13 protein-coding genes are annotated in these 14,314 nt (G+C 36.7%); 8 read left to right on the top strand and 5 right to left on the bottom strand.

Going from position 1 to position 14,314, the window contains the following annotated elements; translation table 11 throughout:
• Position 1: 1 nt before the first annotated feature.
• The 6 genes from IPH66_09925 (at position 2) to IPH66_09900 (ending at position 7,322) form a co-directional block, all read left to right on the top strand.
• Complete coding sequence (locus IPH66_09925) at positions 2-400, top strand: acyl-CoA thioesterase (protein MBK7129664.1); 399 nt, start codon at positions 2-4, stop codon at positions 398-400.
• Positions 397-1,371: a glycosyltransferase family 9 protein gene (locus IPH66_09920; GenBank protein ID MBK7129663.1), complete on the top strand. Its 975-nt coding sequence runs from the start codon at positions 397-399 to the stop codon at positions 1,369-1,371. Before IPH66_09925 ends, IPH66_09920 begins: the two co-directional genes overlap by 4 nt.
• A gap of 116 nt (positions 1,372-1,487) precedes the next feature.
• Positions 1,488-3,479: a hypothetical protein gene (locus IPH66_09915; GenBank protein MBK7129662.1), complete on the top strand. Its 1,992-nt coding sequence runs from the start codon at positions 1,488-1,490 to the stop codon at positions 3,477-3,479.
• Entirely contained in the window at positions 3,479-4,585 is a 1,107-nt protein-coding gene (locus IPH66_09910) for a hypothetical protein (GenBank protein MBK7129661.1), read from the top strand. Before IPH66_09915 ends, IPH66_09910 begins: the two co-directional genes overlap by 1 nt.
• Positions 4,585-6,009: a hypothetical protein gene (locus IPH66_09905; protein ID MBK7129660.1), complete on the top strand. Its 1,425-nt coding sequence runs from the start codon at positions 4,585-4,587 to the stop codon at positions 6,007-6,009. The genes IPH66_09910 and IPH66_09905 overlap by 1 nt, the downstream gene beginning before the upstream one ends.
• The gene (locus IPH66_09900; protein MBK7129659.1) at positions 6,006-7,322 is read left to right on the top strand and encodes a glycosyltransferase family 2 protein; all 1,317 of its coding nucleotides are present in this window, start codon (positions 6,006-6,008) and stop codon (positions 7,320-7,322) included. Before IPH66_09905 ends, IPH66_09900 begins: the two co-directional genes overlap by 4 nt.
• Here IPH66_09900 and IPH66_09895 read toward each other — a convergent pair.
• From IPH66_09895 to IPH66_09875, 5 genes are all read right to left on the bottom strand, one after another.
• Positions 7,317-8,498: a sensor histidine kinase gene (locus tag IPH66_09895; GenBank protein ID MBK7129658.1), complete on the bottom strand. Its 1,182-nt coding sequence runs from the start codon at positions 8,496-8,498 to the stop codon at positions 7,317-7,319. The genes IPH66_09900 and IPH66_09895 overlap by 6 nt on opposite strands.
• A gap of 150 nt (positions 8,499-8,648) precedes the next feature.
• Positions 8,649-9,890, bottom strand: coding sequence for a 3-phosphoshikimate 1-carboxyvinyltransferase (gene aroA, locus IPH66_09890; protein MBK7129657.1), 1,242 nt, complete (start codon positions 9,888-9,890; stop codon positions 8,649-8,651).
• Positions 9,880-10,950: a bifunctional 3-deoxy-7-phosphoheptulonate synthase/chorismate mutase type II gene (locus tag IPH66_09885; GenBank protein MBK7129656.1), complete on the bottom strand. Its 1,071-nt coding sequence runs from the start codon at positions 10,948-10,950 to the stop codon at positions 9,880-9,882. Before IPH66_09885 ends, aroA begins: the two co-directional genes overlap by 11 nt.
• 76 nt (positions 10,951-11,026) lie before the next feature.
• Positions 11,027-12,394: a 3'-5' exoribonuclease gene (locus IPH66_09880; GenBank protein MBK7129655.1), complete on the bottom strand. Its 1,368-nt coding sequence runs from the start codon at positions 12,392-12,394 to the stop codon at positions 11,027-11,029.
• Positions 12,391-12,963, bottom strand: coding sequence for a TlpA family protein disulfide reductase (locus tag IPH66_09875; protein ID MBK7129654.1), 573 nt, complete (start codon positions 12,961-12,963; stop codon positions 12,391-12,393). Before IPH66_09875 ends, IPH66_09880 begins: the two co-directional genes overlap by 4 nt.
• 188 nt (positions 12,964-13,151) lie before the next feature.
• Here IPH66_09875 and IPH66_09870 point away from each other — a divergent pair, with 188 nt between their 5' ends.
• Positions 13,152-13,547: a YbjN domain-containing protein gene (locus tag IPH66_09870; GenBank protein ID MBK7129653.1), complete on the top strand. Its 396-nt coding sequence runs from the start codon at positions 13,152-13,154 to the stop codon at positions 13,545-13,547.
• A 26-nt stretch (positions 13,548-13,573) separates the two neighbouring features.
• The gene (locus IPH66_09865; GenBank protein MBK7129652.1) at positions 13,574-14,287 is read left to right on the top strand and encodes a PspA/IM30 family protein; all 714 of its coding nucleotides are present in this window, start codon (positions 13,574-13,576) and stop codon (positions 14,285-14,287) included.
• The last annotated feature ends 27 nt before the right edge of the window (positions 14,288-14,314 follow it).

Raw genomic sequence — 14,314 nt, 5'->3', positions numbered from 1 at the left:
AATGGAAAAACTGGCAATCAAATTATGTATGACCAAAGATATTGGTGTGCATGGCAATTTATTTGGCGGACACATGCTAGCTTGGTTAGACGAAGCTGCAGCAACATGGGCTTGTAGCGTGTGTAAAAACCCCAATATGGTTACCGTAAAAATTGATGAAATGATTTTTCAACGACCTGTAAAAAACGGACAACAAGTCAATATTTATGGTGAGGTGAAAGGTATTGGCAATTCTTCCATTATCGTTTATGTTGAAGCGCGTCATGTGAATTTTTATACCGGCGAAGAGAAAATTGTAAGTTCAACCTACTTTACGTTTGTGCGTATAGACGACGCCGGATCTGCCATTCCGATTGAAGAAAGTATTCGTAAACAATATCATCATTTACCAAAAGTCTGAAACGCATTCTCATCATACAAACTGCATTTATTGGGGATGTCATTCTGGCAACAGCCTTAATTGAGTCAGTGCGCGCATGTTTACCTGATGTTAAAATTGATTTTGTATTGAGAAAAGGGAATGAGTCTTTGCTTGCCAATAATCCTCATCTTGATAAAATCATTATTTGGGATAAGCAGCGAGGCAAATACAAAAGCCTTATTCATACCATAAGAGAAATTAGACAGCAACGTTATGACCTAGTGATAAATTTGCAGCGTTACGCTTCATCAGGCTTTATGGTGTTGCGCAGTAGGGCGAATCAAAAGATTGGATATAGCAATAATCCGTTGAGTTTTTGTTTTTCAAAAAAAATAAAACATGATTTGCATTCAGGCATTCATGAAATTGAACGCAATTTAAATTTAGCTAAATTGAGTTTGCCTGAGCTCACTTTACATAAACCAAAATTATTTCCAAGTCCTGACGATGCATTATCAGCAGCACCATTTTTGCAAGACAAACCCTATGTGGTTATGGCGCCGTCATCAGTATGGTTTACAAAACAATTGCCCGTGAGCAAATGGGTTGAATTGATTCAGAAACAATCTGAACCAAGACAAATATTGTTAGTTGGGGCGCCCGGTGATTGTCAGCTTATAGATGAAATTATTAAAAAATCAAACCGGCAAAAAGTAATCAACCTTGCCGGGAAATTATCACTCAATGCCACGGCATTATTAATGCAAGGTGCAGAAATGAATTACGTAAATGACTCTGCCCCGCTGCATTTAACCAGTGCAATGAATGCGCCTGTAACGGCATTTTTTTGTTCAACGGTTCCCTCTTTTGGGTTTGGTCCGCTGGCTGATAGTTCATTGATTGTTGAGGTTGATACACCACTTGATTGCCGACCTTGTGGGGTGCATGGTTACAGGGCTTGCCCTAAAGGTCACTTTGCCTGTGGTAACCAAATCGTTATAAACCCGTAGAACAAGGCAATGAACTAAAATTAATCGGGTGCATTAATATAAAATGAACGCTCGCTTAATGAGATGTACTGCTTTATCTGAAAAAACTATTTGTCATATTTTATTTTGCTACCGGTGTGGTTTATGCACAGTCTGATACTGCTTTTTTTGAAGGAGTAAAATTGCTGCAACAACTATTTTCAAATACCAATTATGAGCCGGTATACTTTAATGATACATCATTGAGTATCATTGATCAAATTTCTGTTCGTGAGCGATCAGGTAATTCAATCAGTCGTTCTCAATATCTTGAAAAACAAAAAGAATTAGTTGAACGTGACTATGGCATTTCAATTAATGGCAACTATCTTGAAAATATTAATCCATCGTTAGGTGATTTAGAAGACAATTTAATTTACAGTAGAAAATTTGGCGCTGGCGTTGAGTGGAATGTGCTAAATGACGGATATTTTGAAAACCGAGTGCAGGCCCGTATTTTTGAGGATAAAATTGCACGCACCCACATGATCAATGAGGCAACAGCTGAATCATATCATTTTCTTGAGCGTTTTGACTATACCATTTACCTATTTAATAAGGTTAAAATTCATATTCTGAACAAGCGAAAATCGCAATTGGAGAGCCAGTACAAAATCATTGCTGATTTGGTTTTGCAAAAGAAATTAAGAAAAGAAGAAGTAATAAATCTTGAAAGCCGTTTGGCTGAAGTTGAGAGTTTGATCAGGGTGTACCAATCATACAATGATTATTTGCAAGTTGCAGATGATAGTATGAGTTTTGATTATGGCAATCTTCCGTTGATTGATTTGAATTATGATTTTATTTTTGACCGGCTTGAAATGCAAACAGACAGTTTGCTGACAACAAATCAATATCAAGATTATTATAGTTGGTATCACCAAATAAATCTAAGTCCCTTTGTTCGCTACAATTACTATGATTTGATAGGAACAGGGTACCGTAGTTTTTTCACGGCAGGTTTTAATGTGTCAGTGCCCATACCGTTTAACCATAAGCTGATCAACGAAATTGAATCAGAAAAATGGAAATATGAAAATGAAAAACTTGTTCAACAACGTATTGATTTGCAAGAAAATATACTTAATATTGGCTACGAATTCAGATATAAATTGAAGCAGTTCATTGGGTTTTATCAGAAGCGAAAATTATTTATGGAACGCCTGCGCGTTGAAAAAGTGAAAGTGAAACTTGGAGATGAAAACATTGATCCAATGGGTGGTTTAGACTTGTATGACGACTTGCTGCAAATTGATATTGAATTGGTAGATCTTTTGCAGAATCTCTATCTGAAGGCTTTAAAAATTCACTCACGATTGCCGCAAACAGAAATGCGGAATATCATTGTACCGCAAACTACTGAAACACTCAGTTCATATCTTGATCAAAAAGAGCGATATGTTTATGTTTGGAGTAAAACTTTTGTTGATAATTCTCCGGCATTTTTGGCAGAATATGCAATCTACAACGAGTTTGACAATGTGATTGTTGCAGTAGATGACCAAGATACCTTGCTTGAAGCTAAAAAACAATTCATGACGTACGCTGCTGAAACCGGTGATGTGTATTTTATGCTGGGCAACAATGATTTTATGTTTGATAAAGAACCTGAAATTAAATTGAATAAAATCTTGAATGCATATCCGGACATTCAGCCAAAAGGAATTCATTTAGACATTGAACCGCACACCATGCCTGAATGGGGAACAGAGCAACAGCGCATCGTGAATCAGTACCTTGAATTTGTTGGCAAAGTAAGTACATGGTGTAAAAATAGAGATTTGGAATTGGCAGTTTCAATTCCGCCACATTACAATCCAACCATTGTTGATCAACTGATTGATTTGTGTGATCAGATATTTTTTATGTGTTATGAAAATGTAAACACAGACTATCTGGTTAAAAAACTGACAACCTTTACAGACAGTGGAAAAGATAAAATGGTTATTGCGTTGAGAACTGAAGATTTTGCCAGCAGGATTTTAATGGAAGAAAAGATAAGTGAACTGGAAACCCAAACCGCAATCAAACATTTTGCGTATCACGACCTGAGACGCATGATTGAGTTTGATAAGAAGAGTATTGAATAATGAAGAGTTTAAATTTTAAACGCAAGGAAGATAGTTATCTCCGGTATTTTGACGAGACGCAGAAGCGCACCGTTAAAAAACCGTTTAATTGGGATCGGGTGATATACCTGTTTCTACTCTTTTTGACTCTTTTCTTTGTTGGAAAATTTTTAATAAACCGATATCTCTATATTGAAGGTAACGGACAAGTACTTTTTGAAAGTGTTGATATCAGGCATACTGACGATATTCGCATTTACAAATTCTTTAAAAAAGAAGGAGATGATGTAAAAATAGGGGACACCTTGTTTACTTATTTTCTGGATGAAGATGTGTATGGAAATGGTGGTGGAGGCGGTGGCAATGCCGTGAGTATTTCTGACGCAAATGGCGATGATTATTCATGGATTGAACGTGAAATTTTTCAACTCAGAAAAAGCATTGACCTGAACACGGTGAAAATAAGTGATAATAACAAATTGCTTGAAATTTACCGAATGGATTTGGAACGGGTGCGCAATGAGGTAATTCTCGACGCCGTTTCTCACACCAATCTTGAAAATTTAGAGTATCAGATTACCCGCCTTGAGGCAGATAATAATCTTCTTACTGAGCAAAATAGAATTTACCGCAAACAGATTGGCTATCTCATGGATTTACTCAAAAAAGATGATGAACAAAAACGCATTGAGATTAATCAGTCAGGCCATGTTATGCTTACCGGTGCTGAAAATGATTCTACGTTTAAAGTATTTACTTCACCCATTGAAGGCAGCATTACGCACATTGATAAACAACCATTTGAGGTGGCATTGAAAACTGAAACAATTCTATCAATTCACCAACCGAATTTTGTGCACATCAAAGGATTTTTTGAGCAGGAAGATTTACGGCATTTGCATGAAGGAGATGTTGTAGATATTGAGTTTGCTGACGGAACCACTTCTATTGGTTATGTTGACCGGTTTTACTCTGCCACCTATATTTTACCTGAAGAGTTTCAGAAAAAATTTGAACCAACCACGCGAACACTGGCGGCAGACATTTTGCCAATCACGCCGGATGATTTGGAGAAATGGAAAAAATATTACAAACTCAGTGTAAAAATTACTAAACGCACGTTCTGATGGAAAGCCCTGAACAGTCAAATATTAAAATTACCGATTCAGTTATTGAATACTCGGGCTTCACTTTTTTACTTATTGATGCGTTGGATAGTTTGAATGTTGACAAAGTGCAATATCATAACGCCGTAATCATTGATGGTAAAGATCCTGATTTTATAAGGCAACTTGTGCGACGCATTAGATCAAATAATTCACCTGATATTTACCTCAAACCGGTATTCATTTTAAAAGGAATTAACATCATTGATCCCTTTGTAAATCGCTTGGTTGATGGTACTATTTTCACTCTTGAACAAATTGAATTTATTGTTCCAACCGTTGAAAAAATTCTGACTAAAGCCAATGATTTAAGGTTTACCAATTCTATTTCATTTGAAGCGCAGATGATTGAAAAAACTATCTCTTTCATGTATACCTGTGATAATTATGAATTGGAACCTGTACCTTATGTTTATTCAGGTATTAACTACGCGTATCCAATTCTATCCGTGAATTTCAGACATACAGAAGAGCATACGGTACTTGATATTCTTGAATTGGCAGAGAAAGAAGGAATATTTGAATCTGAGTATTATGATAGAATTTATTTGTGTTCAAATTGTTCAAACGGACACATGACATATAGAGAGGTATGTCCAAAGTGCGGCAGCTCCAATTCAAGTACTGAAGATATTATTCATCACTTTCCATGCGGATATGTTGGCCCCTTAAGTGATTTTAAAAATGAAATTGATGATCAGCTGGATTGCCCAAAATGTGATAAAAGACTTAGACATATTGGAGTTGATTATGATAAACCATCCGTGTTGCATGAGTGTAAAAACTGCGCACACAAGTTTCAAGATTATAACGTAAAGGCGCGTTGTCTGAATTGTCTGACAGATAATGGTGTTGAGGTATTGAAAGGACGAGAAATCAGAAGATATCGTCTTACAAAAAAAGGAGAACTTGCCGCAATCAATGGTTTTGTATCTACATCAAAAGATATTGAAGAAATTATAGGAACAGTAAAATTTGACACCTTCAAAACAATGCTCAAATATGAAATTGAGCGCTTGAAACAAACTGAAGGATCAAGTAATATTTGTGCCATTCACATTACCAATCCATCTCAGGTTTATTCTAAAATTGGAAGTGAAGTACAAAAAGGATTACTCAAAGATTTGGTAAAAGTTATTCGAAGTAATATCCGTTCTTCTGATGTGATTACTTTTCAAAGTTCTTCAACTATTGTGCTTTCCATGAACGAAATTCCGTTGCGAATTGCCAAAAGAATTTTAGAAGAAATTATCGTGATGCTGCGCAGATTAATGAGTACGGCATTCAAAAACATTGAAGTGCATTTTGAAACCAATGTCATGTCGCTTGACTATAAATTATCTCCTGAACTGCACATTCAAATGCTCACTAAAGACTTTAAATAGTGTTTGAAGAACTGTTAGATAATTATCTGCGGTTTTTATCAAGCCTGACCGTTGACCACTTTATCAGGTTGTTTTGGTTCTTCATTTTTTTTGAATTCATTCGGTATTTTCTGATTGAATTTGTCATTCTCAATCTTTGGAAATTAAGTAAAAGATTAAATCGTTCTGCATACCAGAAAGCACGGGAAGAATTTCTGTTTGAAAATCCCTTGGTGTCGGTCATCATTCCCGGTAAAAATGAAGGAAAACACATTTATAAACTCATCAATTCTCTAAAAGAGCAAACCTATAAAAACATCCAGGTTATTGTAATTGATGATGGTTCAGATGATGATACAGTTACCATTGGACGTGATTTGGAAAAAGCCGGACTGATAGATTTATTTATTCGCAATGACATACGTGGTGGTAAAGCATCAGCAGCAAATTTTGGACTGCGTTTCACCAAAGGAAAATTCATCATTCACATGGATGCAGACTGCTCGTATGACAATGATGCAATTGAAAAAATTATTATTCCTTTTTATGTTGATAAAGAGGTAGGTGGTGTTGGAGGGAATGTTCAGGTGCGCAATTATAAAGAGAGTTTAGTTACCTCATTGCAGGCTATTGAATATTATGATACCATCAGTATTGGGCGTGCAGTTACATCTTATTTAGGAATTTACAGAATTATTTCAGGTGCCTTCGGAGCGTTCAGGGCTGATGTACTTGATCAGGTTAAAGGTTGGGATATAGGACCGGGATTAGATGGTGATATCACCGTAAAAATCAGAAAACTTGGATATAAAATCAAATTTGAACAAGATGCGGTTTGCCTCACCAGTGTTCCTAATACATTTAAAAAACTGACAAAACAACGCTTGCGTTGGGACAAATCACTCATCCGTTTCAGGGTGCGCAAACACCGTGATGTACTTTATCCGAACCAAGCTTTCAAGTTTGCAAACTTCATTGCCTTTGTTGAGAATATTACGTACAATCTGATTTTAAATTTCAAATGGTATTTCTATCTATTTGACATGATACTCAATTATCCATCAACCATTGTAAATATTTTGATCACCAATATTTTGTTGTACACGCTGACTAATTTTGTGAAATTCGTTTTGTATTCTCTTTATCGCAAGCGCAGTCATACCAACTATTCTTATTTTCTTGTGTACATTCCGTGTATGGTTTTTTACTTTGGATATTATCTTCGCATTGTACGTACCGTTGCTTATTTGCAGGAATTTTTCTTTAAACTCTCTTATAAAGATCCCTGGAATCCTGAGAAAACATCTGTACATGCGCGACGTTTAAAATTATAAGCGTGTAGGGAATTCAAACTGATAGGTGGTTCCGTTTTCAACTGTACGTTTTACTAATCCATCTAATTGTTCAGTGAAAATTTCAATCATTTCAAGTCCAAATCCATTCTCTGATTGGCTTGATTTCCACGTGCCGTTATCATGATAAGAGACCGTAATTTTTTCAGAATTTCGGTTTATTTGAATTTTTATGCAGCCACGGTTTTTATCTCCAAATGCGTGTTTGAGTGTGTTTGAAACCAACTCGTTGAAAATAAGCGCAACGGGTACAATAGATTTTGGTTCAATATGTTCTACATCTGATTTGATTTCTACTTCTACCTCTGTTTTGCTCGAGTAGGAGCGAATTAAATCATCAATCAGTTGGTATAAATAGGCTTTCAAATCAATTTTTACCAAACTTTCACTTTGATACATTTTTTCATGAATGAGAGCCATGGCTGAAATGCGGTTTACTGAATCTTCAAAATGTTTTTTTGCGAGAAGATCATCAACTTCATTTGCCTGCAAACGCAGTAGACTCATTACAACCTGTAAATTATTTTTCACCCGGTGATGTATTTCTTTCATCATCACGGTTTTTTCTTCATTGATATCATGAAGCTCATTATTGGCTTGAATATATTTTATTTCGGCACGTTTTTGTTCTCGCAGCATCAAGAAAAAAAGATAGCTGAAAATACCGGCCGCCACGGTAATGTTGATGACAAAATTCACCTCTCCAAATGATGTAATTGCTTTAGGCATGGGAGTAATCAGATCAAATCGTTCCAATAAATAAATGGTCACAACCAGATAAACATTTACAAATAAATTAATGGTACCAACCAGACTTCCCAGAGTGAAGAAAACAAAAACACAAATAGTTGTCAACCAGAAAAAATCAATGAAATGACCAAATTCTGAAGTAACCATCATGTTGTATGTGTTCAGCAATGTCATCAGCACTGCGGCAATAAATGATCCTGTTCTATGATTTTTTGTGAGGACAACGGTTAGCCAAACCAAACCGGCGGCTATTCCTCCGGCTGTGATTGGAATCCAGTTACTGTCATTCATCAACAAGTTCGCCATTCCAAGTGACAGTAACAATGCTGTAAGCAGAACAGTGAGATTTCTGGTCACAATAAATTTTGCCTTATCAAAATGACTTTGATATGTGATTATTTTTTTCAATTATCCTTTCGCAATGTTTCAACAAACTTAACTAATGTAAGCGAATACACAAATTTTAAACCGATTGACAGGCGTAACATTCTCAATATCTAGCTAATGAACTAAATTGATTTTTTGTTTTTAGATGGAAATAACCTGCCGGTATGTGAATTATTTTTTCCAGCAATTCCAAAAATCAGGATAACTTTTGTTCACTGCTTCAGCGCCGGTGACAGTAATATCTTGTTCTGATAGCAGTGAGGCAACGGCGGCTGACATAGCGATGCGGTGATCATGATTGGCATCAATAGTTGCTGATTGCAATTTGCCTGTGCCTATGATGTGCATTGTATTATCACTAAGATTAATTTGTAATCCACATTTCAAAAATTCTTTTTGCAAAACTAAAGCCCGGTTACTCTCTTTATTGAAGAGTCTTTTAATGCCATGTATTTTTGATTCTCCCTGAGCGGCAGCGGCTAAAACTACCAAGGGCGGAAATAAATCAGGCACATCGGTTGCATCAAATTCAAACGGATTATTTTTATTCTGCTGTACAAATAGCTCGTCATTTTTCCATTCAATTTTTGCACCGGACTTTTGAGCTACATCTACCAGAATGCGATCACCTTGCAAACTGTTTTTTTTGAGATTATAAATTGAAATACCTTCTGCTGACAATGCACCGGCAGTGATCCAGAATGATGCACCGCTGTAATCTCCTTCAACAAATATTTCTGATTTAATTGGTTGATATTTTTGTTTTCCGCGTATGGTGAATTGCGTATAATTATTTTTAGAAATTTCAATTCCAAAATCATGCAGCACGTGTAATGTGAGATCAATATAAGGTGTGCTTGTTGGATTGATCACATCAACAATAGATTCATTTTCAAGCAATGGCAAGGCCATCAATAATCCACTTAGATATTGTGATCCGGCTGATCCATCCAAGGTATAATTTCCTGCTACCAATTTTCCATCAAATTGAAATGGTAAAAATTCATTTTCATGCATTACATGTACGCCGTGATTTTTCAAAAGAGAAATGATATCTGACATTGATCTTTTCAGAATACTTCCTTCACCTCGGGCATTATATTTTCCTCCTCTCGCTGCCATCACAGGAATAATCAAGCGTGTTGCCAAACCTGATTCTCCACAATTCAGAATACCATCATGCAGCAATCCTTTTCCATTTATTACTAGCCCAACTTCTGTTTGCTGAATTGATGCTCCTCCAAGTTGAAGCGCATGCGTCAGATTTTTTACATCGTCAGCATTACCCGTGTTGAATAACTGACATGTGGTTTCAGACAAAGCTGCGGCAAGAATATACCGTTGAGCTAAACTTTTTGATGGTGGAATTGCAACCTCTTTTGGTAGATGTGATTTGTGAATTTTAACCTCCATGCTGATTCATGATATTAGTCTGCAACCTGATTGATTCAAGGTGAATGGCTTCAAGATATTTTTCAATAAATTCTTGTGATAAACCTGATTCTTCAGCCATTTTCAAGTAGTGCGCTCTAATTTCATCCCAGCGCCGTGGTTGAAGAATGGTGATTTTGTTTTCTTCTTTGAATTTGCCAATTTGTTTTACAATTTGCATGCGTTTCATCAACATGTGCATGAGCTCATCATCAATGCCGTTGATTTCTCTGCGCAATGATTCAAGATTTTTTCTGAATGCATCATCACCAGAATTTTCATTTCGCACAATTAAACCTGCAAGCATTTCATTTAATTGCTGCGGTGTAATTTGTTGCGCAGCATCACTCCATGCTTTGTCCGGATTGGGATGCGTTTCAATCATCAGACCGTCATAAATTAAATCCATGGCGCGTTGTGAAATGTCTGCCAGTAAATCACGTCTGCCACAAATATGGCTTGGGTCACACAAAAGTTTTACGTCACTAAAAGCGGCTTTCAACGCAATGGGAATTTCCCACATGGGTTCATTGCGATATACTTTGCTGTTGAATGAATAAAATCCGCGATGTATTGCATGCACCTCTGAGATACCTGATTTTTTGAATCGTTCAATGGCTCCTATCCATAAATTAACATCCGGGTGAATTGGATTTTTTACCATGATTTCCAGATCGGGAACATTTTTCATACTGTCTGCAATTTCTTGTACAGTGAAAGGGTTTACCGTTGTGCGTGCACCTATCCAAAATTTTGTAAAACCGGCTTTGAGTGCTTTTTCCACGTGTTGTGAATTAGCCACTTCAGTGATCACCGGTAAACCAAATTCTTTACCTGCATTCACCACCCAGGCCAAGCCCTTTTCACCAATCCCTTCAAATGAATCTGGTCGGGTGCGGGGTTTCCATATTCCGGCTCTGAATAAATGAACTTTGCCGGTTGACTTGAGTTGTCCCGCTGTTTCCCTTACTTGTTCTTCAGTCTCAGCACTGCATGGGCCGGCAATAATAACTGGGCGTTCAATGGTTCGTATGAATTGCATGATGATACAAATTTAATGGTTTGAAGGGATTGGGCATGTGTATGCTTAATGCTATAACAATAACAGTTAATCCTGTTTAAAGTTCAATCAATTCTAGTGAATTATCCCGCTCAAGTTGCATGCGTATGATGCTTTGAAAATCTCGGTTAGTTGTTTGCGGAACGAGAAATTTTTTAAAATTAGATGGTTGGCGTCTGATCAGATATTTCAATGCGAAACCATAACCTCTGTATTCACCTTGATTTACCCAAATAAAACTACACTCTTTACTTGATCTCCCTTTGTCAAGCAACAAAAAACTTTGGCGATTAAAGTTTAAATAACTCAGCAAATTTTCAACTCGTTCATTGTAGGTCTCAATGGATTCTTCCCCAACACAAGCTCCTGAACATTCTTTAATCTGATAATTAAAACAGGCAGTTGAGCCATCATATAGATGACATAATTTTTGGCAGAGCTGATAGTTTTTTACCCATGTTTCAAGGGTAGATTTGGCGCTTGCCTGAGAAGTGAAAGACGTAACAGGCGGTTCATTGCCGGCTATTTTTTTAATGTACAATTGTTTGTATCCGGCTTGATCTATCATGGTGTAGAGGCCGTGTGAGAAAACTGAGTTGCGCTGCGCCCGGTTAAATGGTGGTTTATTCTTTTTAATCTCTTCTGATTCGCGTAGCAAGGCTATAAGTTCACTTCCGGTAAGTTCATGTTCAATGCCTGCAATTGCTCGTCTCATTTCATTGGCTTTTTCAGTTTTATTGTTCTTGAAATGTTGTTCAATTCGTTTTTTGATGTGAATACTCTTACCAATGTATATGAGTTCTCCTCCTTCATTAAAAAACTTGTAGATTCCGGTTTTATTTGGAACGTCATCGTACTGCTCCAATTGAAGTTTTGGATTGAGAAAACGTGTGTCAATTTCTCGGCGAATAAACTTTTGTAAACCTTGATTGTCACGCTCAAACAGCATGCCGAATAATTTTGCTGTAGCCCGGGTATCTTCAATTGCACGGTGATGTTTTGGCAAAGCGATACCAAGTTCTTTGGTAATATTTTTTAAACCATAAGATGCATATCCCGGAAAAAGAATTTTAGCAGTTTGCACAGTATCCAAATGATCCATGCGGTAATCATAACCTAGCCGGCGGTATTCATTTCTGAGCACTCCATAATCAAAACTGACATTATGCGCAACAAACACTGTGTCTTGAGTTATTTCAATAATGTCTTTAGCAATTTCAAAAAATTTGGGTGCACCGCGCAAATCATTTTCAGTAATGCCTGTTAGTCTTGATACAAAAGGATTTATTTTTTCTTGAGGATCAACAAAGGAGTGAAATGTTTCCAATTCATTCACTCCGTCATGCACAATGATGGCAATTTCAATTACTTTGAAATTTTTAGGTTTATCACCCGTGGTCTCTATGTCAACAACGGCAAATTTCATGCTTCGGCGGCAAGTGATTGAATGAATTGAATGTTTTCTTCCGTATTGAGTCCGGCTGCTCCTTTATTTCTATAAACAATATGCATGTGTTTGTCAATAATGAGAAGTGTAGGGTAGGCTGAAACATCAAAGAAAGCAGGTATGCCCGGGGTATTATATAAAAAAGGATAGGTATTCTGAAGTCCGGTTTTTTCAATTATTTCATGTGATTCTTCTGATACCGCCAATACATGCGCAGTATTTTTTAAGGCAATATAGAGTTCGTGAAGTTCTGGTAATTCTGCTCTGCATGGCCCACACCAGGTTGCCCAGAAACTTAATACAATGGGTTTCCCTTCAAGTTCAGCAAAGTTGACCAGTTTTTTCTGCATATCAAAGATTGCCCAGTTTTTGGCTTTGTCGGGAATTTCTTGGCGAATTTCTTTTTTAAATTCAGCATCACCCATAAATAAACCCTGAAACCAACCTTGAAACCCTACTCTCCATGATGGAATAAATAAAATGAGAATGATTAGCACCAGCAAGGCATTCAATGAATAGTCAAATATTTTTTTTCGCGTCAGTTTCATTGCATTAGCGTGTACTTACAAAGTTAGCATGTTTTATTCAGTCATCTCTCAATAAAAGATGAACCATGCGTGGTTAATTGACGGCATTAGATTCGTATCAAGTGAATTCTTATTTAATTTATATGATATTAACGATGCTGATATTGAATATTTCCTATATTTGATACAACATTAATACTAAACCGAATATGAGTAATTTTGATAAAGTAAAAGACTACCTGATGGATTTGGGTGTAACCATCCTGAAAGAGGACAAAGAGAAAGAGATATTCATCATTGAAGCACAAGAAGACGGAATATCCAATATGCTAATTGGAATTGCAGATCCGATTATTATCATGGAGCAATATTTATTTGATTTGCAGCCAAAAAATGCGGCTGAGGTAACGAAAGAGCTTTTGAAGAAAAATCGTCAGATTGTGCATGGAGCTTTCGTATTGGATGAGGATGGCAAACGCGTTATCTTCAGAGATACCTTGCAAATTGAAACACTTGATCTCAATGAGCTGGAAGGAACACTTTCTTCTTTGAGTCTTTTATTGAGTGAGTACACTGATGAAATAATCAGTTTTTCAAAAAATTAATTTACTAACCTGAAAAAATTAGAGCAATGAATATTTTTAAACGACTTTTTAAAATTGGATCAGCGGAGGCAAATTCTCTGGTTGATAAATTGGAAGATCCTATCAAAATGTCTGAACAGGGAATTCGTGATTTGAAAGAAGATCTGAGCAAAGCTTTACAAGCAATGGCTGAAGTGAAAGCATTGGCTATTCGTGCCAAAAATGATGCGGCAACACACACTGAGCGTGCTAATGAATATGAACGTAAAGCCATGCTATTGTTGAAAAAAGCTGAAGCCGGTGAAATCACTGCTGAAGAAGCTGACCGTCTTGCCAGTGAGTGTCTTGTTCAAAAAGACCAAAACATGGCTAGCGCTGAATCATGTAAAAAAGATCAGGAAAAATTTGATGCCAGTGTTGCTAAACTAGATGGTAATATCAAACATCTGAAATCAAATATTCAGAAATTTGAAGTTGAGCTTAAAACATTGCGCGCTCGTGCAAAAGTGTCAAAAGCAACATCTAATATCAATAAACAGTTAGCTGACATTGATTCTTCAAGCACGGTTTCTATGCTTGAGCGTATGAAAGAAAAAGTTGCTCAAGAAGAAGCTTTGGCTGAATCTTACGGCGAAATTGCCAACGAAAATAAATCCGTAGATCAAGAAATTGATAAGGTACTTGAAAGCGGATCATCACAGGTTAAAGCATCAGACAGCCTGGCTGCACTGAAGGCGAAAATGGCCGGTGCTAAACAATAATGAATTGATTTTTCAGAAACCCCAAAC

The sequence above is a fragment of the Crocinitomicaceae bacterium genome (assembly GCA_016708105.1).
Classification (GTDB): Bacteria; Bacteroidota; Bacteroidia; order Flavobacteriales_D; family Crocinitomicaceae; genus JADJGJ01.
This window is presented reverse-complemented; position numbering and strand designations above follow the sequence as displayed.

What these genes read in the sequence shown, in the direction of transcription:
- IPH66_09925 (MBK7129664.1), top strand. Translation starts at nt 2, where the DNA reads ATGGAAAAACTGGCAATCAAATTATGTATGACCAAAGATATTGGTGTG.
- IPH66_09910 (MBK7129661.1), top strand. Translation starts at nt 3,479, where the DNA reads ATGAAGAGTTTAAATTTTAAACGCAAGGAAGATAGTTATCTCCGGTAT.
- IPH66_09905 (MBK7129660.1), top strand. Translation starts at nt 4,585, where the DNA reads ATGGAAAGCCCTGAACAGTCAAATATTAAAATTACCGATTCAGTTATT.
- aroA (MBK7129657.1), bottom strand. Translation starts at nt 9,890, where the DNA reads ATGGAGGTTAAAATTCACAAATCACATCTACCAAAAGAGGTTGCAATT.
- IPH66_09885 (MBK7129656.1), bottom strand. Translation starts at nt 10,950, where the DNA reads ATGCAATTCATACGAACCATTGAACGCCCAGTTATTATTGCCGGCCCA.
- IPH66_09880 (MBK7129655.1), bottom strand. Translation starts at nt 12,394, where the DNA reads ATGAAATTTGCCGTTGTTGACATAGAGACCACGGGTGATAAACCTAAA.
- IPH66_09875 (MBK7129654.1), bottom strand. Translation starts at nt 12,963, where the DNA reads ATGAAACTGACGCGAAAAAAAATATTTGACTATTCATTGAATGCCTTG.
- IPH66_09870 (MBK7129653.1), top strand. Translation starts at nt 13,152, where the DNA reads ATGAGTAATTTTGATAAAGTAAAAGACTACCTGATGGATTTGGGTGTA.
- IPH66_09865 (MBK7129652.1), top strand. Translation starts at nt 13,574, where the DNA reads ATGAATATTTTTAAACGACTTTTTAAAATTGGATCAGCGGAGGCAAAT.